Here is a 24,022-nt window from a genome sequence, read left to right on the forward strand (position 1 = left end):
TTTACAGCATAGCTCATCACCAAGCATATCACTAGGTATCCTGTTATTCTGTATTCGTGGACTCTTTTCAATTTCCGTTGCGAGCTTTTCGGGGTGCCTAATAAAGAAAAAAAGTAATTATATTTGCATGAACATCATTAACTTTCAAAGAAAAAGTGAATTACAGTTTTTGTCAAATTGAAATTAAGACTGCTTTGTAAAATAAATCACTTGCAATTAAATAAAATATAGGCCGTCGAGAAATCTGTGCCGCTGTTATAAACCAAAGGAGATTAATGAGAATTGCAGTAATTTCAGACATACATGGAAATGTTTTTGCTTTAGAAGCAGTTTTGCAAAATATTAAAAAACAGAATGTTGACTTAATTTTAAATTTGGGTGATACTCTATATGGACCAATTGCTCCAAAAGAGACATATGAATTACTTTCAACCGAAAGTATTATTTCAATTTGTGGAAATCAAGATAGACAAATTTATGAAGCATCAGAATCAGAAATTAAACTATACCCTACTTTACAGTATAATTTAGATGTTTTAGGAACAGAAGTCTTAAATTGGTTAAAAGAATTGCCATTCGAGAAAAGAATTTCATCAGAAATTTATTTATGTCATGGAACACCTAAAAGTGATTTAGAGTATCTTCTTGAAAATATTGAATCTGGTTATCCCATTTTAAAAAAAGATGATGAAATTATAAAATTCTTATATAAAGAGACATCAAAAATTATTTTATGTGGTCATACACATATATTTCGTAATGTGATGTTAAGTACAAAACAATTAGTGATAAATCCTGGCAGTGTAGGATTGCAAGCATATAAAGATGATGAACCAACAGTTCATAAAATGGAAAATAATATTCCTTATGCGTCATATGCAATTATAGAAAAACAAAAAGATAACTGGGAAATAACAAATAAAAAGATACCGTACAAATTTGAAAAAGCAGTTGAAGAAGCAAGGAAAAGAGGAAGAGAAGATTGGGCTTTTTATTTATCCACTGGTAGATGTTTATAACCAATAAAATTATTTTACCGTTCTGATTAATTTAAGTTTTGTACAAAATAAAATTTAGATAATTTCAAATATTTCAATAGAACATTTATTTCAAATCCTATTTTCAAGCCTATTGCTTGAACACCATAACACTCTGTTATTTATTTTCATTAAAGATTAGCAAATTGACTTAAATCAATTTGAGTATTGGTCAAAAAGCGAATATTGTAAAATAAGATAAATAGTATTAAATTCTCATTGCATTCCAAATACAATTACTTATTATTTTTCTTGAGGTTGATATGAGGATAAATTCTGTTTTTATTTGCCCTTTTAAAATCCTCCATTGAATCTCACTTTTAATAATATCCTGAAGATTAATGTTAATTAGGCATTAAGCAACTGGAGAAAATATGAAATCATTTTTGATTCTTTTTTTTATATGTAATTTAATACATACAAGTTCTCTGCAAGCGCAAATACCGAAGACTCTGAGCTACCAAGGTATTTTGCTAAATAATAATGGGCAACTCGTTTCAAATGGTGATTACTTAATAACATTTAAAGTCTATGACGATTTATTAGGGGACACAGCAATTTGGGAGGAAACACAAAATCTATCCGTAACTGATGGTATTATAAATGCTATTCTAGGTAGCGTAAGTCCGCTAAACCTTTCTTTTGACGATCCTTATTGGCTTGGTATTACTATATCAAACGAGTCCGAGATGAAGCCGCGTATTGAATTAACTTCAACATCATATAGTCTTAATTCCAAGCAGGTAAAAGGTGAAACTAATTTTTTCCCTGGAAATGGTAATACTGGAATTGGCACAACAGATCCACATGAAAAATTGGAAGTGAATGGAACGATACTTTCTACAAATGGTGGATTTAAATTTCCCGATGGCAGTATTCAAACAACAGCCGCGCTAAATAGTGGATTAGGAGATAATCTTGGCAACCACACTGCTACACAGGATATAAACATGAATGGATATAATTTAACAAACGGCAATATCTTAAATGAGGTTAATTTAAATGTAAAAAGCGGCAGCAGTATGTCTTTTGAATCTGGAAATAATTTGAATTTGGTAGGTGGAAGCTATATAGTTTTGTTATCTGGTAATACTTTAGATATGCAAAGTCAAAATAATATGCAACTCATATCCGGTCAAGATTTGAATATACAAAGTCAATATTTTTTAGGATTGACGTCGGGAAAAGATTTCAATATTCAAAGCCAAGGCAATGCCGGATTAGCATCTAGCAAAGACTTGAATATACAAAGTAATTTGAATACTGGAATAAGTGCAGGAAATAAAATTACCCTTGAAGCGGTAGATGAAATATCTATAAAATGTGGGAATGCATCAATAACATTATTGAAGAATGGAGATATTACAATAAAAGGAACAAATATTTTAATTGAAGGTAGTAGTAATGTCGTTATTAAAAGTCCAAATTTACCTGGAAATAAGATTCAGTAATAAAATTTTCAGAAAAAATGGAACAAAAGTTATGGATTAAATTAATGAATTAAATCTTACCAAAGAATACTATATATAGTGGAGTTGTAAATGAATAAACAAATCGGCATTAAAATTGTTCTCGGTATAATTTTTACGTTTTTGCAAAATGGAAATTTGGAAGCACAATACAAAATTAAGCAAAGTGTATTTTTTAATGGAGCAGGCAATTTAACCAGTGAAAATCGAAAAATTAAAAATATAATTGGTCAAACTGTGATAGGCACATCAAAAAACAATAATTATATTCTAAAAATTGGTTTTGAATATGAAGAACAATGGATTCTTACTGATCTAACAGACCATATAAATTATTTACCTAATGAATTTGCATTATTTCAAAATTACCCGAATCCGTTTAATCCTACATCAATAATAAATTATACAATAGAAGAAATGGGAAATGTAAATATTACGATATATGATGCGTTGGGAAGAAAAGTAAAGGAATTAGTGAACGAAATAAAAACTCCGGGAAGTTATGATGTAGAATTTAGCGGATCAAATTTTGCAAGCGGTGTTTACTTTTATACAATGAAAGTAAACAATTTCTTAGAAAGCAAGAAAATGATTTTAGCGAAATAAATATTAAAATTTCTATTGTTGCGATCTAAAAAGGTTGCATCAAATATCTGATAATTTTCATTGTAAAATTCAAAAATAGACCTTAAAAAGATTAGCTCCGGTTCTGAGGCTTTTGTTGAAAATAATCAAGTCCTCAATGGAAAAACACTTCTAGATCTTGGTGATGAATGCAGTCTCAGAGAAGGGATTTATTAACTACTAAATTTTGCATCGCAGTTCAGCCAGTCTAAAAACTCCATCCTCAATAACAGCTTCTATGCAATGGTTTGTTAAGCTCCGCTGATTGAAAAATAATTTATAATTAACTGATTAAATCTAATTTTGCGACCTATACTCACTGGGTGTAAAACCAGATAAATTTTTAAAGAGTCTAGAAAAATGTTGAGGATATTTAAAACCTAATTGGTATGCAATTTCGTTTACAGTTTTATCAGAATTGAAGATATTAGATTTAGCAATATCTATTATTTTATTTTGGATATATTCTTTTGCTGATTTTCCGGTTTCTTTTTTTATTAAATCGCCGAAATAATTTGAAGATAAATGAAGTTGATCTGCAAAGTAAGTAACTGTTGGTAAGCCAATTTGTAAAGGTTTTTCTGAATTAAAATAATTATTTAAAAGCTCCTCAAATTTTTCCAAAACACCTTTGTTTGCATTAACTCTTGTTATAAACTGACGATCATAAAATCGTTCACAATAATTTAGAAAAAGTTCAACATTTGAGCTTATTAATTTTTTGCTGTGTTTATCGATGCTGTTATTTAATTCAAAATCTATCTTTAAAAAACAATCCATTATAATTTGTCTCTCACGATCTGACAAGTGTAAAGCTTCATTAACACTATAGTTAAAAAAATTATAATCATTAATGCTTTTTGCTAAATTAGTTCCATAGATTAAGTCTGGGTGAAAAACAAGAGCATAGCCTTTTGGCTGATAGACTTTCCCATCGTTTTCAATTTGCAATACTTGACCAGGCGCTAGAAATACTAATGTACCTTCTTGATAGTCGTAATAATTACAACCATATTTTAAGTTGCCGCATTTAATTTCTTTTAAAAAAATACAATAGAAACCAAAATATAATTTTACGGATTTCTTACCGCCCCAAGAACGTGGAGGTGCTTTTGAAAAATCAATAACACTTACCAATGGATGAAGGGTTTTATGATTATTTAAATCATTATAATCTTTAACAGTATTATATTTAAATATTTTTTGCATAAATCTCAATTTATTTTTAATCAAACTTAATTATTTATAACTGATTTTTGCAATAAACCATAAGATAATAAGTAAAAATGGTAGATAATACTGTAATTCATATACCGTTTTCGCAAAAACAAGATATTATATTTAAGATGAAAAATATTGTTATTACCACTACAGATTTATGGATATTACAATAAGTAAGAATTATGAATATTTAAGGAAAATAGTTTTATGAAAAATAAGATTTTATTTGTGACAATACTTTTTATATCCGCTTGCAGTTCAATGAATCAAGACTTTTTAATAATTCAGCAGCAAGGAAGTTTTACAGTTGGCGGAAAAGTAATTAAAAATTCCGGTAATTTCGATCCATACAAACCAACTCCGGAAGGTCAAACTTTCCATGGCGATCATGCGTATGTTTATTATCAAATCCCAATAAATGCAAAAAAATATCCTTTAGTTATGTGGCATGGTTTCGGACAGTTTTCGAAAACGTGGGAAACAACTCCGGATGGACGCGAAGGATTTCAAAATATATTTCTACGAAGAAACTTCCCAGTTTATATAATTGATCAGCCGCGCAGAGGAAACGCCGGACGCAGCACAGTTTCTGCAAAAATAGAACCGATTCCCGATGAACAGCAATGGTTTGGTACGTTCCGAATTGGAGTGTGGCCAAATTATTTTGACGGTGTACAATTTGCACGCGACTCTTCTACCCTTGACCAATATTTCCGTGCTATGACTCCAAGTATTGGACAGATTGATGTAAATGTAAATGCTGATGCGGTTTCTGCATTATTCAATAAAATTGGAAACGCAATTCTGATAACGCATTCACATTCCGGTGGAATGGGTTGGCTTACTGCTTTGAAGAATCAAAATGTAAAAGCAATTGTTTCTTATGAACCCGGAAGTGGTTTTCTCTTTCCGGAAAATGAAATGTCTAAACCAATGTCCAGTTCAGGAGGAACACTTGAAGCAATTGGCATTCCAATGAATGAATTTCTTAAACTTACAAAAATTCCAATTGTAATTTATTATGGTGACTTTATACCAGAAAAACCAAATAGTAATCCTGGTCAGGATGGATGGAGAGTGAGATTAGAAATGGCAATGTTATGGAGAGATGCCGTAAACAAATATGGAGGAGATGTAACTGTTGTTCATTTGCCGGATATTGGAATTAAGGGAAATACGCATTTCCCATTTTCAGATTTGAACAATTTAGATATTGCAGATTTATTATCAGATTGGTTTGCGAAAAAGAAATTAGATTAAAATAAATAGGAAAAAAAATGAATTCAGTAAATTAAATAACGGCATTGAAATGCCAATACTTGGATTTGGAGTCTTTCAAGTAACCGATCTAAATGAATGTGAAAATAGTGTACTTCAAGCAATTGAAACGGGATATAGACTAATAGATACAGCAGCAATTTATATGAATGAAACTGCTGTTGGAAATGCGATTAAATTAAGTGGAATTACAAGAGAAGAATTTTTTATAACTACAAAACTTTGGGTTCAAGATACTGGTTATGAAAAAACAAAAAAAGCGTTCGAGAAATCATTGGAAAAACTACAGCTTGAATATTTGGATTTGTACTTAATTCACCAGCCTTATGGGGATGTTCATGGTTCATGGAGAGCGATGGAAGAACTTTATAAAGATGGTAAAGTAAAAGCAATAGGTGTTAGTAATTTTCATCCGGATCGTGTAATGGATATTATTATGTTCAATGAAATTGTACCGGCAGTAAATCAAATTGAAACACATCCTTTTAATCAACAAATTGAAGCGCAGAAGTTCTTGGTAGAAAATGGAGTTCAATTAGAATCATGGGGACCGTTTGCTGAAGGCAAGAATAATTTATTTACTAATGAATTATTATCAGAAATTGGAAATAAAAATAATAAATCTGTGGCTCAAGTTGTACTTAGATGGTTAACGCAGAGAGGAATAGTAGCAATACCAAAATCAGTTAATCAAGATAGAATAGAGCAAAATTTTAGATGTCTTGATTTTGAACTGACATCAGAAGATATGGAAGCAATAACAAGACTTGATACGAAGACAAGCAGTTTTTTTGATCATCGTGATCCTGTAATGGTTAAGTGGCTTGGAAGCAGAAAAGTTGACTTATAAAAATATTAATAAATAAAATGTATTAACAAAAAATATTCTAGGAATAAGTTGTGAAAAAAGTTTTTTTAAATAAAGTATTAATAGGTATTCTAATGACACTTTGTGTAAATGTCTCAGGACAAAATAAAATAGAAAATCCATTTACTCTTGTTTATGATGGTGCAATAATTGAAAATATTCCTGGGAAAGTAAATATCCATCAAGTAAAATATATATTGAATAACAATGAAATTTCTGCAAATGTTTATACACCTCCAAATTATGATTTATTGAAAAAATATCCGTCCATTGTTGTGGCACATCCAAATGGAGGTGTTAAAGAACAAGTAGCTGGATTATATGCACAACGATTAGCAGAAATAGGTTATATCGCAATTGTTGCAGACGCTTCATTCCAAGGCGCAAGTGGAGGTGAACCTCGGAATGTGGATAAACCGGCAAATAGAATTGAAGATATACGAGGGATGGCTGATTTTATATCACTTTATAAAGGTGTAGATAAAGAGAAGATTGGATTATTAGGAATCTGTGGCGGAGGCGGTTATTCTTTGGCAGCTGCTCAAACAGATAAACGATTTAAAGCTATTGCTACCTTAAGCATGTTTAATTCCGGATTGGTTAGACGAAATGGATTTAGAGATTCACAGATTGCAACAATTCAAGAACGCTTAAAACAAGCTTCGGAAGCTCGTTCGCTGGAGGCGGCAGGAGGAGAAGTAAGTTATATTGCAAATATAAAAACAACAGATGAGATGGCTGATAAAATGCCTTTTGATTTATACCGCGAAGGTCATTATTATTATAACAGAACTCATGCACACCCAAATTCGACGTTTAGATATACCGCAAGCAGTCTGCTTGATCTTATGGCTTTTGATGCAACTACCAATATGAATTTAATTAATCAACCATTGTTAATGATAGCCGGAAATAAAGCCGATACATATTACATGACTGAAAGCGCATTTAAACTTGCAACTGGCACAAACGAAAAAGAATTATTTTTGATTGATGGAGCGACTCACATTCAAACATATTATATCCCGGAGTATGTAGATCAGGCGATGAATAAACTCAAAGAATTCTTTGATAAATATTTATGATTATTCAATAATCAAATAGGATAATACAATGAAAACAAAAACTATATTACTATTTATGACACTCATAACAGTAAATTTATTAATCGCACAAAATTCTCATGAAGAGCAGAATATTATTAAACTTTCCAAGGATAAATGGCAGTGGATGTCAGACAAAAATGTAGATAAGCTCGATTCACTCTTCCATGAAAAGTCCATGTTCGTGCATATGGGTGGAGCTTGGGGCAAAGTACAAGAACTTAATATTATTAAAAGCGGCGGAATTTGGTATAAGCATGCCGATATACATGAAGTATCCGTAAATATTATTGATAATACTGCTATACTACTAAATAAAATTACGTTACTGGCAATTGTAGGTGGAAATGAAGTAACAAATCACTTTGAGGTTACTGAAGTTTACATAAAACACAGTGACAATTGGAAATTAGGTTCACTATCATTTACTAAGCTGCTTACCCCAAATGTTCAATAAGAATCGGTATTCAAAACGATAATAAAGTGATTTTGAGAATGAGGAGTGCAATAGTTCCAAAAAATTATAAGGGAAAAAATGAAAACAGCAAAAAATTATTTTAGTCTATTTATTGTAGTTTTGTTTTTCGTCAGTACGATTAATATTAATTCACAAGATATAAAAAATGTACCAACTTTAAAATTGAACAATGGAATGGAAATGCCCCAAATAGGAATTGGTACTTTTGCAATCTCATATCAAGACGCAAAGACAGCATGCCTTGAAGCTTTTAAAAATGGTTTTCGTCATGTTGATTGTGCGACTGCTTATCGGGTTGAAGGAGCTGTTGGTGAAGCAATGCGAGAAAGCGGCATTGGCCGTGAAGAATTTTTTATTTCAAGCAAATTATGGGTTTCTGATTATGCAAATGGCAAAACGATTGCATCCATCGATACTATATTAAAACGCTTTCAGATAGATTACATCGATTTGCTTTATATTCATCAGCCCATTGGTGATTATATCAATGCATGGAAAGATATGGAAAAAGCGGTTGCGTTGGGCAAAGTACGCTCGTTAGGAATCAGTAATTTTGATGCAAGCAAAGAACGCTTCCATTCAATTGTTGATAGTATGAAAATTAAACCAGTTGCGTTGCAAATCGAATGTCATCCATATGCGCAGCGAAATGACATACGAGAGTGGGTTAAACCTTACAATATAATTATTGAATGTTGGTACCCTTTAGGACATGGCGACAAAGGATTACTATCCGACCCGGTGATAAAAAAAATAGCTGATGCACATGGAAAAAGTATCGTACAGACTATACTTCGTTGGCATATGCAAGAAGGTTTTTCTGCAATTCCATGTTCTAAAAATCCAGTACATATAAATGAAAACATAAATATTTTCGACTTTGAGTTAAGTGATAATGAAATGTCAGCTATGCGTTCCTTGAACAAAGACAAACGTTTTTTCAATATAACGATAGATCAGCTTGATAGTTGGGTTAGGTAACAAGTATTAAACGAACAATGCTGTGAATTTGGGAAGTTACTTTAAATATTATTTCAAGTTTTCTATTACGTTGTATTCATAAATAAATAAAATCAGTAACAAAAAAAATTTACGATGAAGAAAATAATATTCGAATTTATTTTATTTTTAATAGCATTTTCTCTAAATGCACAAACAATAGAAAAAAGTGCTGTACTGGTTTATACGCCAAATATTAAAACAACTTCTGGAATTTTACGTGGTATTAATGAAGGAGAAGTCTCAATTTTTAAAGGAATTCGCTATGCAGCTCCGCCAGTAGGCGAATATCGCTGGCGTCCTCCGCAGTCTGTAGTTCCTTGGGAAGGAATATTTGATGCAACCGAATATGGATCGAATTGTGCACAAGCTGGTTGGCCTAGAGGGTCTGGAACTATAGCTGAAGGCTCATCCGAAGATTGTCTTTATCTAAATTTGTGGATTCCCAAAGAAACTAAAAAAGGATCAAATCTTCCGGTAATGGTTTGGATACATGGTGGTGGTTTTGTAGGTGGTAGTGGCTCTGGTCAACTTACAGATGGTAGTGCATTTGCTAAACAAGGTATTATTTTAATAACATTTAATTATCGTCTTGGTCGATTAGGACATTTTGCATTTCCGGCTTTAAGTATAGAAAATCCAGAAGAACCAAAAGGAAGCTATGCGTATATGGATATGATTGCGGCTCTCAAATGGGTGAATGAAAATATCTCTACATTTGGAGGTGATCCGAACAATATTACAATATTTGGAGAATCAGCAGGCGGTGTTGCTGTTCATTCGCTTCTTTCAATACCATCGGCAAATGGATTATTTCATAAAGCGATTATAGAATCTGGTGGGGACGAGATGGTGTGCTTACCGGGCGCCCAATTAATAAAGAAAATGCAGACCCTTATTATCCGGTTTCAGCTGAAACAATAGGAATTAACTTTGCACTTAAACATGGTATTGATGGTTCAGATGCGGTTGCACTTGCTAAATTACGAGCACTAAGTGTGGAAGAAATTGTAGACGGTGGTCAAGAAAGTAATGATCAGGGTAGCGTTGCCATTTACTCAGGACCAATCCTAGATGGAAAAATGGTTGTTGAAACTGCTGAAGTTTGTTATGAAAATGGAAGACAAAAACGTGTACCTATAATAATAGGATCAAATAGTGCCGAAGTTTCAGCCGGATTTATAAATGCAAATACAAAGGAGGAACTGAAAAATTTATTTGGCAATTTGCGAGACGAAATGAATGCAGTGTATGATCCAAACGGTAAAGTTGAATTAGCGGAAATGCTTACAATGGTCAATACAGATAAGGTGTGGGCTGAACCTGCAAGATTTACAGCTAAAACTTGGGCAAGAGCGGGTGATTCAGCGTATGTTTATCTTTTTTCTTACGTCCCGGAATCAATACATGAAAGACTACTTTTTGGTGCTCCGCATGGTTCAGAAATTGCCTATGTTTTTAACAATTTAAATGCACGATGGGGAATTGACACAATATCGGATAAAGACAAGGAAGTATCTCAGATAATGAATTCATATTGGGTAAATTTTGCTAAAACCGGCAACCCCAACAGTGAAGGAGTACCGTATTGGCCAATTTATGATATATCAAAAAATGAAATTATGGAATTTCAACGAGATGGAAAATCTATTAGTAAACCCGATCCTAAAAAAGATAGATTGGATGTAATTGAAAAAGCAGTTGAAGCAAATGAAAAGTTTTGAAATACTTTTCAATAGAAAAATATTACTAATTAGACTTTATAAAAAATGATAAATAGAGTATCATTCAAAATAGTTATATGGATAATATTTTTAATTAGCTTTTGTAACAATATTATTGGCCAAAACAAAAATGAAACCAGTATGCAATTATCAGCAAGACAGCAAAGAATCATTCAAATTTCGGCTTATACCGCCAAGGGTGATCTAGAAAATGCAAAATTGGTATTAAACAACGGATTAGATGATGGCCTTACAATAAATGAAATTAAAGAATTATTGGTACATCTTTATGCATATTGCGGCTTCCCCAGAAGTATAAGAGGATTACAAACTTTTATGGAAGTGCTTGATGAGAGAAGATCTAAAGGGATAATTGATAATATTGGGATAGAGGCTTCACCAATTGATGAAACAGAAAGTAAATATGAGAGAGGTAAAGCGATATTAGAAAAATTAACCGGAAAACCACAATCTGAGTTGAAAAACGGATATGCTGAATTTGCGCCAATAATAGAAATATTTTTAAAAGAACATTTATTCGCTGATATTTTTGAACGAGATGTTCTAACATTTGCAGAAAGAGAATTGATAACAATATCTGTTTTAGCCAGTATTGGTGGTGTTGAGCCAATGCTTCGTTCACATTTTCAAATTTGTTTAGTTCAAGGATTTACACCGCATCAATTGAATGAATTTTTGCAAATAATTAGCTCAGTGATAGGTAATAATGAAATACAAGCTGCAGAAGAAGTCTTAAATGATTTATTAAGTAATTATAAAAAATGAAAAAGGTAAATATGAAAATAAAATTTATCACAATGTTGATAATGTTTTTAATAATTGGTTGTGCAGCTACTCAACAGAATAAACTTTCAGAACAAGTATCCGATACAATATTTCCTAAAGGTGAAAAAGTTGAAAGCCCAAATTTTACGGGTTCAATTTGGCTTAATATGATGGGAACTAATAATAGTAGTATTAATACTAGATATGGACTTGTAACCTTTGAACCTAAATCAAGGACTTATTGGCACTCTCATCCGGGGGGACAACTTCTTTTTATAACTAGCGGGCAAGGATACTACCAAGCAAAAGGTCAGCAAATACAATTATTAAAAAAAGGCGATTATGTTGAGATTTTGCCAAATATGATTCATTGGCATGGAGCGACACCAGATAGTGAATTTTCACATATAGCGGTCAGTTTGAATATTGATGAAGGAAATGTAATCTGGTTGCAGCCTGTTACAGATGAGGAATATTACAGTGTTACTAAATAAAACTGAATTATTAATATAAGATTTCTAATTAAACTACCTTATCAACAATCAAATGTGCATCCATTGAAACAATGCATTAAAACAATCAATTGGAAATTTAAAGATACCAGCGAAACTTATCCCGAACTTAAAGATCGTCAAGTTAAAATTACATCACCTTCAACAATCTATGAGAATTTCAATTTTCTATTTACATGTGAGGTTAAAGAAAAGTTTGTAGTTTTTGGTTAAGCTCAAGCAATCAGGTAATAGGCTTTGAGATAATATCAGAAGGGTTGTTAAATAGCAGTTTAGTCCATCCCAGGGAAGTATTTCGAGGAGCGATAGTCGCAACTTGTTCAAGTATTATAATTGCCCACAATCATCCATCCGGCAATATTGAACCATCGTGAGAAGATATTTCAATAATTAAGAAATTAGCTGAGGCAGGTAAAAATATTGATATATCAGTGTTGGATTATATAATATTTACAGATAATGGATTTACTTCATTTGAAGAGAAAAATTAAATTAATCCTTATGAATATTTTATAAAGTGAAGAATATTTTATTTTTATCTATAAAAAGATTATAACAAAAATAAATTTTAAGAATTTTTATATAATTGGACTTGCCAATAAAGTTACATAGTAAAAATAATTTGAGTTTTGTACTCAACAATTATTTAACTACATGCAATATTTATATTAAAAAAAATATTACTATATTATTAAACAATAAGTTGTACTTTAACTGAAATTTTTTTAAAAAATCTACAAAAAAAATGAAATGGCAATAATCCAAACTCAAAATCTTAATTTCGGATTTATAAAAAATCAATTAGTAGTGGATGACATAAACTTAAAGATTGAAGAAGGAAATATTTATGGTTTTATAGGTCCAAATGGAGCAGGGAAAACAACGACAATCAGATTATTACTTGGATTGCTTAAACCAAATATTGGTAACATACAACTCTTTGGCAAATCAATTACGACTGAATCTCTGTGGATTTTTCAAAATATTGGTGCAATGATTGAAATGCCTTCCTTATATGAACATTTAACGGGATTTGACAACCTGCAAATAACAACAAAAATCAAAAATGTTTCTTATAAAAGGATTAATGAAGTTTTGGAAATTGTTAAACTATCAAATTCTTCGATGAAAAAAGTTAAAGAATATTCATTGGGTATGAAGCAACGTTTGGGTTTAGCTTTAGCACTTTTATCAGAACCTAAATTACTTATTTTAGACGAACCTACAAACGGACTTGATCCTCAGGGAATGATAGAAACAAGAGAACTACTTGTTAAATTAAACAAAGAATATGGAACAACAATATTAATCTCAAGCCATTTACTTTCTGAAATTGAAAAAATTGTAACACACTTAGGAATTATCAATAAAGGCAGATTGATATTTCAGGGAACAATTAATGAACTGCACAATCTGCCAAATGAGAATTCATTAATTCAAATTGAAACAAATGATAATGAAAGAGCCTTTTCTCTTTTAAATAATGATTATAAGATAAATTATAATAATGGAAAAGGTATACAAATAGTATTTCAAAGCAGAGAGCAGGTATCTAAGATATGCAAAGCACTTGTCTATGAAGGATTAGATATTTATCATTTTCATGTAACCACCAACAACTTAGAAGAAATATTTTTAACAATCACTAATAATTAACATGTCATCAATAAGTAAGGCATTTTCTGCTGAAATAATTAAATCAAAAAACACTTATGCTTTATGGCTGACTTTTATTGGGGCTGCAATTATACCGTTTACCATTTTTATCACTTATGCCTACAACTGGGAATTATTTATCCCGAAAACGGGTGAAAACCCATGGAAAGAGATTTTCATCAGATCATTTAATGGCATAACCTTATTTACGCCACTTTTTATCATTCTTATTATCGGCTTACTTTTCGATGTCGAGCATAAGTCAAATTCATGGAAACACATATTCGTTTTACCCATTTCAAAGAGCAGTTTCTTTCTTAGCAAATACCTATTTGTATTTTCTTTGATTAGCATTTATTTCATACTTTTTGTTTTATTCACATTAGCCAATGGATGCTTGTTAGGTGTTTACAAACAACAATTAAATTTTTTAGAGCTTAATCCCTGTTGGATTGAAATAGTTATTTTTCTTACTAAGTTTTTTATTGGTGTTTTGTCTATTATAGCAATTCATTTTTGGTTGAGTTTCAGGCTTAAAAATTTAATTGTCAATTTTGGAATTGGACTCACAGGAATTGCTTTTGCGATACTCTTGAATGGCAGAGGTGGACTGACAGTTCTACTACCTTATTCCTACCCAATAAAAATGTTGAATTACTCATCAAATCCATCCTATTTTTTAGAAGATTATCATATCGTTAGTATTTTTTATTTTATAGTAATTTTCTGTATGAGTTATTTGAATTTCACAAAAAGTTATAATGGGTAACAAAAGAAATGGTAAGCTAAATATGCGAACTTACCACAAAAGTTTTTATTTAAGTTGGGTTTGAAACTTTTACATAAGTTACTTACATTTCTTCGCATCATTTGGGAAAGTCGAATTAGTGTCAACTTTTTGTACGTAATTTCAATAATATATTTTCGCTCTGAAGTGGTTATGGGCAGTCGGAATGCTAATTGCGTACTAGAATAAAACCCTCTCCAAAATTATAAATTTATGACATTTTAGATTAGTATTTTCTTTTTAATGCAATCCAAATCAACACAATTTAAAAATAACTCAACTATAGGAGAGGTTGCCGTTTAAACACACCGGCTCTATCTGAGGAGCTAAATATCCGGGAGATAATTTTAGATTTGGAGATTGTTGAAATATGGAATCAAAGAATTTTAAGAATAATCTTGTTCGCCGGCGGGCATAAATAATTTTAAAAGTATTTTTAATTATATGATATCGACATGCACAACCGGATATGACTAAATATTCAAGTAAGGGAGGCTATTGGATTATATCTTAAATTAAAATGTTCATTATTAATATTAAGTAATATTTTGCATTAGATACAGAAAATGGTATAATTTGTGCATAAAAAAATAAATTAGAATTTAATAGACTCAAAAAAAATACATTCTTCAAAATTATTTACTTACAAAATAAAATGAAAATTCCTTATCAGATAAAATTCCTTTAAGTATTCTATGAAATAGCATAAAATATCCTTTTATTAAATTTTTAATTAAATTTCAAAAAAATTATACAAAAAATAAATGCAATGGTTATTTAATTATTGATAAATTAAATTTTACAGAAATTGTATAATTATTTATTTTATAATATTTAAGAAAGGATATTATTTTTAGGAGGTTTATATAATATTAAAGAGTAACCATCTGTTTCCTCTTCTACCATAACAGGAGGAAATGATTTAATTATTACTTGTAAATTTTGACTTGATATAAGCTTATTTACTAAAAATGGATTTATTTCCGGCAAACGAGGCTCAAATTTAGGAAGTGCTTTTTCTTTGGATGTTCCGCCTTCAAATTTTGCTATTTGGCATTTCCCGCCACACATGGGATTGTTTTTATTCTCACAATATTTTTCAGTTATATAATCCTTAAAAATGAAATATAATCCCCAAGTTATTGTTGTACTTTGAATGTAAACAAAAATCTGTAATATGAAAATGGATATTGTGATTTTTTTTAACATTTTATTGGAGTATTGAAAAATATCAGATAATATGTCAAATTTAAGAATATAACCTATTTATTCAAAATACATTTTGTCGTTTTAACGGGTTATTTGTTAATTCATTTACTACACTTAATTTATAAAATCATTGGATAGATAAGTATTTGTGAATTGTAATAATTTAATTTAGCAATTTTGCGTTATTAATAAGTAGTTAAATTCTAATATATTCATCTACTCTAAGCTACAACGCTAAGCCCAACTTTCAGTATTCCAATAAGTACATAACAATCCTTTTCTAAATTTAATGCAAGCAGCCGGTGTTTAATTATTTGGTTGTCAGCTTAAAAGATTTTTAATCTATTAGATGAATGACTTTATTTTATAATAATTTTTTTACGAATGAATATATTTGATAGGCTTTAAATAAAAACCCCACTATAAGTTAGTATTATAGTGGGATTAAATTTAGTTTGGCATTTAATTAGTTGTTCTTGTCCAGCCGTAACGAGAAAAGTGAGGAATTTGAGCGCCGGAAACTTCTAAGAATTTATTTGCAATATCTATTTTTATATAATCATATTTCAATACTGATGGTTCGCCATCTAAATAATCAAATTTAAATGAATTTGGATCAATTCCGGTTAAATCCATACCTGAGTACAATAAATTAAGAGTAACAGGAATATCAAATGTAAATGGAGAAGGATATAATTCAACTCCATAGTTTTCCAGATCAAATATAATATCAAATGTAAGTGTTCCTTGGAAAGCATTTCTAGGAATGGTTAAACTTGCCGATAAATTTACTTTTTGCCCAAGTGAATTTGTCCCGTTATAATCAACGAAAAGTTTACCCCCTTTTATTCCATCAACCGTAAATGTTTTTGTATATTTTAATTTAGCATCTGTTACATCTGAAGTAGTAACCAATTTTTGTGTGTCCGGGAATATAGGTCTGCTTTTGCTTAAAGATAAGTTATCAACGTTGTTTGATGATTCTAAAATTCCGTCGTTTTCTTGACATCCGATTACAAAAAAAAGTGATAGAATAATTAGACCTAAGAATTTCTTCATAAACTGCTCCATTTGATTTGTTAATTTTTTTTTTAATTGCCTTTACTTTCGGTACTTTAAGTTTTAACTTTAGTGATGTGGAGCACACCCTAAAATTATGTTTTTAATCAAAAAAAAGCGGTTAAAACAACAATTATTACAAACAAATTAGTGTTTATTAAAATGATCAAAATGGTATAAAACAAATCAATTTTATTAATTACAGAAAAGAATTTTTCGATAATAGAGTGATAATTTTTAACTATTAAAGCTATTAAGTGAAAGGCAAATTAAAATATTTTAGATTTTTAATGAATTTTTATGCCATTGTTGCAATATCATATTGCGCATTGTGTAGTGCTGCCATTAATGCTAAAACATTATTATTAACCGTTGACTTAGCATCGGAAACAAATAATAAATTAGTTGACAGCCTTATATACAAACTTAATAAAGAAAAAAATGACACTTCAAAAGTTAACCTCCTTAATAAAATTTCATGGAATTTAGCACCGATTGACATTGAAAAAAGCATAATTTTTGCCGATTCATCAATAAAACTTTCAGAAAAAATTGATTGGAAAATTGGAAAAGCCAAAGCGCTAAACAATAAAGGTGAAGCTCTAAGAAATAAAGGATCGTTTGAAGAAGCGCTGAAACAACATAAATCTTCACTACAATTATTTATTGAACTAAATGATTTGGACGGTCAAGCTAAAACTGAAAGCTATTTGGGTATTACTTATTTCAGCCTTTCAGATTTCTCAAAATCTTTTAGTCATTTTGATAATGCGCTGGACTTATTTAAAGAGTTAAATAAACCGGATGGTGTCTTAAATTCATATGGATATATGGGAGTTTTGTTCAGTAATTTTAATCAGCACGATAAAGCCATTGACTATTATAAAAAAGCTCTTGAAATAGCTGTAAAACTAAACAATAAAAGTAAGATGGCGACACAATACAATAATCTGGGTATCGAATATAACGAATTAAGGAAATATTCTGAGTCAATTTTCTATTATAACAAGGCAATAGATTTTTTTAATCAGGAAAATGATGAATTTAATTACTCAATTGCATTGGGAAATATTGGAATCCCATATACAAAACTTAAAAGATATTCAGAAGCAAAATCAGCTTTTTACGAATCCTTAAAATTTGCGAAAAAATTGGATGACGAATACGGAGTTGCTCATCAATATGGAAATATTGGCGAACTATATTTAGCGATGAATGAAGATAAAAACATAAAAGATACAGTTAATTATTTACACAAAGCAATAGACTACTTAAAAAGATCTGTTAAGGAATTTGAGTTAGTTGGAGCAATAGAAGATCAAAAAGATTATTTAGAAATATTAGCTAAAGCAAATAATAAATTTCGTAACTACCAAGAAGCATATAATGAACTAAATAATGTTATAAAATTGAAAGATTTGATTCAATCAAAAGAAAACTTAAAAGTAACCGCAGGTTTAGAAATAAAACAAGAGCTTGAAAATAAAGAAAACGAAATTGTAATATTAAATAAGGAAAAAGAATTTGAAATCATGATGAAAACAGCTATATCAATATTTTCGTTTTTGGTTGTAATTATTGCTTTCTTAATTCTTTATTTTTATAGAAAAAAGCGAAAGGATAATTTTATTCTAAAAGATACAATATTACAAAAGGAGGAAATTGAAAAAATACTTAGGTCTAATGAAATTGAGTTAACTAATCATAAAGTAAATCTTGAAAAATTAGTCAGTGATCGAACAATTAAACTTGAAAAAGAAATAACAGAACATAAGAAAACTGAAGAGGCATTATCAGTCGCATTAGATAATGCAGAAATTGCAAACAAAGCAAAATCAGTTTTTCTAGCAAATATGAGTCATGAATTAAGGACACCATTGGTGGGAATTTTGGGTTATTCTGATTTGCTGCAATCAATATTGGAAGATGAAGAAGCACAGGAAATGGCTGAAGGAATAAATCGAACAGGAAAAAGACTGCTTAATACGTTAAGTCTAGTACTTGATTTAGCAAGGGTTGAATCGGATATGGTTGAGGTAAATATAAAGGAAATTGATTTGATTGAAAGAATAACAGATACTTATAAAAATTTCAAAGGACTGGCGGAAAGAAAAAAATTAAGACTAAATTTAAACCTCCACGCTGACAAATATATCTATTCGATTGATGAAGGTATGTTTAATGTTATTATTGAAAACTTAATAAATAATGCTATAAAATTTACAAAAGAAGGAGAAATTATTGTTACTTCTAATGTTGAATACATGGAAGATAAACCTAAACTAATTATTAAAGTTATTGATAGTGGAATTGGCATTAAGCAAAATGATATTCCACTTATTTTTAAGGAGTTTAAACAATTAAGTGAAGGATTCACAAAAGATTTTCAGGGAAGCGGTTTAGGATTGGCAATAACTAAAAAATATATAGACCTTCTTGGTGGTGAGATAAAAGTTGAAAGCGAGTTTGGAAAAGGAACAACATTTAAATTAATCTTTCCTGTTAAAATTCAAAAAGCAGCTTAAAAAATTAATTTCTGATTAAGATAATTTAGGAATATTATCTATCGGTTAGTCCCTAGATAACCAAAAATTCTGCATTTGGGACTCTTTTTGACTGTATCAAAGGGGTATTTAAAATCTTCAAATTGATTTTCGTAATGGTTTCTTTGTTGGTTTGCTCAATTTGAAAATTAACAAAGTAAGCAATTATAAAATTTAGAATTCAGTTGAATTGAATTTTTAATTTGCAGATTTGTTTTTAGCAAAAACTTAAATTATATTAATATTATGCAAGAACGAAATCTTTTTCTAATAATAATTTTATTTTTTTCTCATGCATTAATTGGGCAAAATAATAATTCTATATCATCAAATGTATTAAGTAATCTAAATAATTATAGCGTTTCGTGGGATAGTCCAAGCAAAGACTACAATGGGTCAATGCCAACCGGTAATGGAGATATTGGATTAAATGTTTGGACAGAAGAAAATGGTGATTTAATTTTTTATATTGGAAAAACCGACTCATGGGACGAAAATGGTAGGCTATTAAAAGTAGGCAAAGTCAGGTTTAAACTGTCTCCCGCGCCTCAAATTCCACTGCAGAATTTTTATCAAACGCTAAATTTAGAAAATTCGACAATAGTAGTTAAATATGCCGGACAAGAGTTTAAATTATGGGTTGATGCGAATAACCCGGTTGTAAATCTGGAAATTACCGCTAATACTGAAATTGACGTAAGTGCCGAAATTGAACTTTGGCGAACTGAACCGGCAAAACTACCCAGTATTGAAGTTAGCGATGTTATGTTCAGTCACAATATTGAAAACAAGCAGATTGCTCCGACAATAGTTGAGCCGGATTCTGTTTTAAGTGATTTGGAAAATGGCATCGGCTGGTTTCATTCTAATAAAAAATCTATCGGTCCAAGTTTTACCGCAAAACAGCAGGGATTGGAAAATTTTGATAGAGTTGATCCATTAGAGCATAGAATATTCGGAGTAATAATTACCGCAAATAATTTTCAAAAAATAAGTGATACTAAAATAATTTCCGGTTCATCAAAAAATCATCTTTTTAATATTTACATATCTACCGAACATCCTTCCTCGTCAAAAATTTGGCTTAATAATCTCAAAGAAAAGATAAAGTTAATAGAAGAAATTGAAATCAAACAAAGATTTCAAAATCACTGTTCATGGTGGAAAGAATTTTGGAATAGAAGCTGGATATTTGTCACTACAAATACTGAAAAAAGTAAATCGGAAACATTTGGAATTACGCAGGCATATATTTTACAAAGATATATTAATGCGTGCAACGGAAGGGGAGATTATCCCATAAAATTTAATGGCTCAATATTTAATGTGCCTTTCAAAGATTCACCTGGCGACGCTGACTATAGAAAGTGGGGACCGGGTTATTGGTGGCAGAATACCAGATTGCCTTATTACACAATGTGTACTTCGGGTGATTATGATTTAATGATGTCATTATTCAAAATGTATGTAAAGGATCTTTCCGAATTGTTTAAGTATAGAACCAAACTTTATTTTAATACTGAAGGTATTTTTGTTCCTGAATGTATTTACTTCTGGGGAGATGTATTTACCGAGTCATATGGAACAACCCCATTTAAGAACAGAATCGATAAACTTCAAGAAAGCAGGTGGCATAAATACGAATGGGTATCGGGACTTGAACTTGTTTATTTAATGTTAGACTATTATGAATATTTAATGGATGAAAAATTTTTGAAAGAATATGTTCTTCCATTTGCAAATCAAGTAATCACTTTTTTTGAGAGACATTATAAAACAGAAAACGGTAAATTGAAAATGGAACCTTCACAGTCAGCTGAAACGTGGTGGAAATGTACCAATCCGATGCCTGAAATTGCCGGATTGCATTCAGTTATCAACAGGCTGTTAAATTTAAATGAAAACTTAGCCGGAAATGAAATGATAAATTTCTGGCAAAGTGTTAAACACAAATTACCTGATTTGCCGACTCTTAAAATAAATGAAATCCAAATGCTGGCGCCGGCAGAAAAATTTGAAGAGAAAATGAATATTGAAAATCCTGAACTTTACGCCGTATTTCCGTTTCAGCTTATAAATTTCCAAAGTGAAAATAAACATCTGGCAGTCAATGCGTATAATAAAAGATTGGATAAGGGAAATATGGGCTGGCGTCAGGATGATATATTTGCTGCTTATCTGGGCTTGACCGATACAGTTAAAAGTTATTTAATTGAGCGTTCAAAAAATAAAAATGCCGAATCAAGATTTCCTGCATTTTGGGGACCAAATTATGATTGGACTCCTGATCAAACACATGGCGCGGTTCTTATGAAAACGCTGCAGTCAATGATTATTCAGTGCGATGAAGATAGTATTTATTTATTACCTTCGTGGCCTAAAGATTGGAATGTAAAATTTAAATTGCATGCACCCTTTAATACGGTTATTGACGGACAATATACTAATGGAAAGTTAATTATTAATAAAGTTATTCCGGAATATCGATCAAAGCAGATAAAAATAATAAATTAAGATTCAATACTTATTGAGGTACAATTGCAAATAATTATTATAAGCATATTATTAATTGCTGCAAATTTATTCAGTCAAACTACTGACAACATTTTACCGACAAAATCTCAACTTGAATGGGCGGATTGCGAAATAGGTGTAATTATACACCTTGATATTAATATTTTCGAACCGGAGACTTTTGATTACAGCCGGAAAGAAACTCTGCCGGCTTTATGTAAATTCAATCCTTCTAAACTGAATACGGATCAATGGATTAAATCCGCAAAAGATGCAGGCGCCAAATATGCCGTTCTCACCGCAAAGCACGGTACGGGATTTACTCTTTGGCCTTCCAAAGCGCATAGTTATAATATCGGTAATACTCCGTGGAAAAAAGGCGAAGGAGACATTGTTCGAGATTTTATTGAATCATGCAGAAAGTACAATATTAAACCAGGTTTATATTATAACACAAATATAAATACTTATTTAGGAAGGGGATTTAATCAATCGTTAGATGAAGAGCAACATGAAAATTTCAATGACATTATACTTAAGCAGCTTGAGGAATTATGGACGCAATACGGCGAATTATTTGAAATTTGGTTTGACGGTGGTGTTAAATCAAATGAAAATGGCGGTATTGCGAATGAAGTCATTGAATTGTTAAATCGGCATCAATCGAACGCGGTACTTTTCCAGGGACCGATGGAATCCCGTAATTTAATTAGATGGGTTGGAAATGAAGACGGAAGAGCGCCTTATCCGCATTGGAGCCGTGCGGATGCTGTAACCTCATCGCTTGGCTTGGTTAACATATCGGATCTTCACGGTGATCCGAACGGTAAAATTTGGTGTCCTGCTGAAGCAGATTTTCCAAATATGAAACAGAAGGCATGGAATGGAGGATGGCTTTGGAAAGCTGATCAAGATAGTCTTTTGTTTTCAGCTGATGAGTTAATTGATAGATATTATACGAGTGTTGGCAGGAATGCAAATATGTTAATTGGAATGGCAATTGATACATCCGGCCAATTTCCTCAAACGGCGGCAAATATATTTAATGAATTTGGAGCTGAAATAAACAAACGTTTTAAAAATCCAAAGGCAAATGCGAATTTTATAGGAAAAATATGTGAATTAAAAATTTCTGAATATCCGGAAATAATAAAGAATATTATTATTCAAGAAGATATTTCGAAAGGTGAAAGAGTATCTAAATATTCTGTAGAGGCATTCATAAATGAAAGTTGGGTTACTATTGCTGAGGGTATTTCAATAGGTCATAAACGAATACATAAAATTGATAATTTAATTACAACAAAAATAAGGCTTAAAATCCTTGAAAATACGGATGAACCAATTATTAAACAGTTTGCAGTTTTCTAATTCGTTTTATTCGAGTTGTTTATTATTTAATATTGAGAAATCGCTAATATTTGAAAAATTCACAAAGTCCATCTGAAAGAATATTTAAAATTTTAAAAGGATTAAGTTGGTTTTACGAAGAATTAGAAACAAACGGAAACCCATTGGAATTTTAAATACATATTCCGGATGTTAGATTTCAATTGCCAATAAACACGAGAAATGATGGTTTTGGATTTAGAATTGCAAAACTAATCTAAAGAATGTGGAATTAATATAATTCATCTAAAAATAGTTCAATAGAATTTTCTTACTTCATAATAGTTTGAAATTAAATTCTTTATTATTTAGAATATAAAATTTAATCAACCATTTGAGTTATTTAAGCTTAGTTAACCAAGTTATTGCGGTAGAAATATTATTACTGTAAAAATATTTTAAAATAGACCAACTCATATTTCTATACTTCTGTTCATCTATTTTATAACCGTCTCTTTGTTCCTGAACAACAATAGCAATTTTATCAGAACTTATAAATCCAAATTGCTGAAGTTCATCTTCTGATGTATGAAAATTCAATGCTTTTCCAGGGGAAATTGAATATCTATGATCAAATATAAAGCTACAGCAACCTTTCTTTTTCCCTAGAACTATTGCTTTTTTTGAATAGTTCATAGCGCTCTGAAAATCTAATCTTCCAAAAACACTAATACAAATAATTTTTTCATCGATTAAATAATCAATAGTATAATTTTTACTCAATTGACATTTTCCTTTAGATAATTAATTACACATAAACCCTAAT

General features: G+C 30.6%; 22 protein-coding genes and 1 pseudogene. 19 read left to right on the plus strand and 4 right to left on the minus strand.

What is annotated here, in order from left to right:
* The first annotated feature begins 275 nt into the window (after positions 1-275).
* From IPK06_17725 to IPK06_17735, 3 genes are all read left to right on the plus strand, one after another.
* Positions 276-1,019, plus strand: coding sequence for a metallophosphoesterase family protein (locus tag IPK06_17725; protein MBK7981809.1), 744 nt, complete (start codon positions 276-278; stop codon positions 1,017-1,019).
* A gap of 392 nt (positions 1,020-1,411) precedes the next feature.
* Positions 1,412-2,488, plus strand: a complete 1,077-nt coding sequence (locus IPK06_17730) for a DUF2345 domain-containing protein (GenBank protein MBK7981810.1) — start codon at positions 1,412-1,414, stop codon at positions 2,486-2,488.
* 90 nt (positions 2,489-2,578) lie between these two features.
* Entirely contained in the window at positions 2,579-3,112 is a 534-nt protein-coding gene (locus tag IPK06_17735) for a T9SS type A sorting domain-containing protein (GenBank protein ID MBK7981811.1), read from the plus strand.
* Positions 3,113-3,427: 315 nt separating this feature from the next.
* On the opposite strand, the gene IPK06_17740 is transcribed toward IPK06_17735, so the two are convergent.
* Positions 3,428-4,339, minus strand: coding sequence for a helix-turn-helix transcriptional regulator (locus IPK06_17740; protein MBK7981812.1), 912 nt, complete (start codon positions 4,337-4,339; stop codon positions 3,428-3,430).
* A gap of 219 nt (positions 4,340-4,558) precedes the next feature.
* Between IPK06_17740 and IPK06_17745 the strand changes: the two genes are divergently transcribed.
* The 13 genes and pseudogenes from IPK06_17745 (at position 4,559) to IPK06_17805 (ending at position 14,524) form a co-directional block, all read left to right on the plus strand.
* The gene (locus IPK06_17745; protein MBK7981813.1) at positions 4,559-5,611 is read left to right on the plus strand and encodes an alpha/beta fold hydrolase; all 1,053 of its coding nucleotides are present in this window, start codon (positions 4,559-4,561) and stop codon (positions 5,609-5,611) included.
* Between the two features lie 49 nt (positions 5,612-5,660).
* Positions 5,661-6,479: an aldo/keto reductase gene (locus tag IPK06_17750; protein MBK7981814.1), complete on the plus strand. Its 819-nt coding sequence runs from the start codon at positions 5,661-5,663 to the stop codon at positions 6,477-6,479.
* A 92-nt stretch (positions 6,480-6,571) separates the two neighbouring features.
* Entirely contained in the window at positions 6,572-7,582 is a 1,011-nt protein-coding gene (locus IPK06_17755; GenBank protein ID MBK7981815.1) for an alpha/beta hydrolase, read from the plus strand.
* Positions 7,583-7,610: 28 nt separating this feature from the next.
* The gene (locus IPK06_17760; protein MBK7981816.1) at positions 7,611-8,057 is read left to right on the plus strand and encodes a nuclear transport factor 2 family protein; all 447 of its coding nucleotides are present in this window, start codon (positions 7,611-7,613) and stop codon (positions 8,055-8,057) included.
* Between the two features lie 78 nt (positions 8,058-8,135).
* A complete protein-coding gene (locus IPK06_17765; GenBank protein MBK7981817.1) occupies positions 8,136-9,059 on the plus strand; it encodes an aldo/keto reductase in 924 nt (307 codons plus the stop codon).
* 114 nt (positions 9,060-9,173) lie between these two features.
* A pseudogene (locus IPK06_17770) lies at positions 9,174-10,801 on the plus strand (carboxylesterase family protein).
* A gap of 45 nt (positions 10,802-10,846) precedes the next feature.
* Positions 10,847-11,587 (plus strand): carboxymuconolactone decarboxylase family protein, encoded by a 741-nt coding sequence (locus IPK06_17775; protein MBK7981818.1) that lies wholly within the window; start codon positions 10,847-10,849, stop codon positions 11,585-11,587.
* 41 nt (positions 11,588-11,628) lie between these two features.
* On the plus strand, positions 11,629-12,081 hold the full coding sequence (locus tag IPK06_17780; GenBank protein MBK7981819.1) for a cupin domain-containing protein: 453 nt from the start codon (positions 11,629-11,631) through the stop codon (positions 12,079-12,081).
* 63 nt (positions 12,082-12,144) lie between these two features.
* Positions 12,145-12,312 (plus strand): hypothetical protein, encoded by a 168-nt coding sequence (locus IPK06_17785; GenBank protein MBK7981820.1) that lies wholly within the window; start codon positions 12,145-12,147, stop codon positions 12,310-12,312.
* 17 nt (positions 12,313-12,329) lie between these two features.
* A complete protein-coding gene (locus tag IPK06_17790) occupies positions 12,330-12,473 on the plus strand; it encodes a hypothetical protein (protein ID MBK7981821.1) in 144 nt (47 codons plus the stop codon).
* Between the two features lie 6 nt (positions 12,474-12,479).
* Positions 12,480-12,590 carry a hypothetical protein gene (locus IPK06_17795; GenBank protein ID MBK7981822.1) on the plus strand — a complete coding sequence of 37 codons (111 nt, stop codon included), beginning with the start codon at positions 12,480-12,482 and terminating at the stop codon, positions 12,588-12,590.
* Positions 12,591-12,849: 259 nt separating this feature from the next.
* Positions 12,850-13,755, plus strand: a complete 906-nt coding sequence (locus IPK06_17800) for an ABC transporter ATP-binding protein (GenBank protein MBK7981823.1) — start codon at positions 12,850-12,852, stop codon at positions 13,753-13,755.
* 1 nt (position 13,756) lies between these two features.
* Positions 13,757-14,524, plus strand: coding sequence for an ABC transporter permease (locus tag IPK06_17805; protein MBK7981824.1), 768 nt, complete (start codon positions 13,757-13,759; stop codon positions 14,522-14,524).
* Positions 14,525-15,376: 852 nt separating this feature from the next.
* On the opposite strand, the gene IPK06_17810 is transcribed toward IPK06_17805, so the two are convergent.
* The gene (locus IPK06_17810; GenBank protein ID MBK7981825.1) at positions 15,377-15,751 is read right to left on the minus strand and encodes a hypothetical protein; all 375 of its coding nucleotides are present in this window, start codon (positions 15,749-15,751) and stop codon (positions 15,377-15,379) included.
* A gap of 462 nt (positions 15,752-16,213) precedes the next feature.
* Positions 16,214-16,810 (minus strand): hypothetical protein, encoded by a 597-nt coding sequence (locus IPK06_17815; protein ID MBK7981826.1) that lies wholly within the window; start codon positions 16,808-16,810, stop codon positions 16,214-16,216.
* Positions 16,811-17,100: 290 nt separating this feature from the next.
* On the opposite strand from IPK06_17815, the gene IPK06_17820 reads away from it, so the two are divergent.
* The 3 genes from IPK06_17820 to IPK06_17830 all read left to right on the plus strand — a co-directional run bounded on the left by IPK06_17820 (position 17,101) and on the right by IPK06_17830 (position 23,238).
* On the plus strand, positions 17,101-19,335 hold the full coding sequence (locus IPK06_17820) for a tetratricopeptide repeat protein (GenBank protein MBK7981827.1): 2,235 nt from the start codon (positions 17,101-17,103) through the stop codon (positions 19,333-19,335).
* A gap of 264 nt (positions 19,336-19,599) precedes the next feature.
* Positions 19,600-21,867, plus strand: coding sequence for a hypothetical protein (locus tag IPK06_17825; GenBank protein MBK7981828.1), 2,268 nt, complete (start codon positions 19,600-19,602; stop codon positions 21,865-21,867).
* Positions 21,868-21,891: 24 nt separating this feature from the next.
* Positions 21,892-23,238 carry an alpha-L-fucosidase gene (locus tag IPK06_17830; protein ID MBK7981829.1) on the plus strand — a complete coding sequence of 449 codons (1,347 nt, stop codon included), beginning with the start codon at positions 21,892-21,894 and terminating at the stop codon, positions 23,236-23,238.
* 357 nt (positions 23,239-23,595) lie between these two features.
* Here IPK06_17830 and IPK06_17835 read toward each other — a convergent pair whose 3' ends face one another.
* On the minus strand, positions 23,596-23,979 hold the full coding sequence (locus IPK06_17835; protein ID MBK7981830.1) for a hypothetical protein: 384 nt from the start codon (positions 23,977-23,979) through the stop codon (positions 23,596-23,598).
* Between the last annotated feature and the right edge of the window lie 43 nt (positions 23,980-24,022).

It is taken from the genome of Ignavibacteriota bacterium (genome assembly GCA_016713565.1).
Classification (GTDB): domain Bacteria; phylum Bacteroidota; class Ignavibacteria; order Ignavibacteriales; family Melioribacteraceae.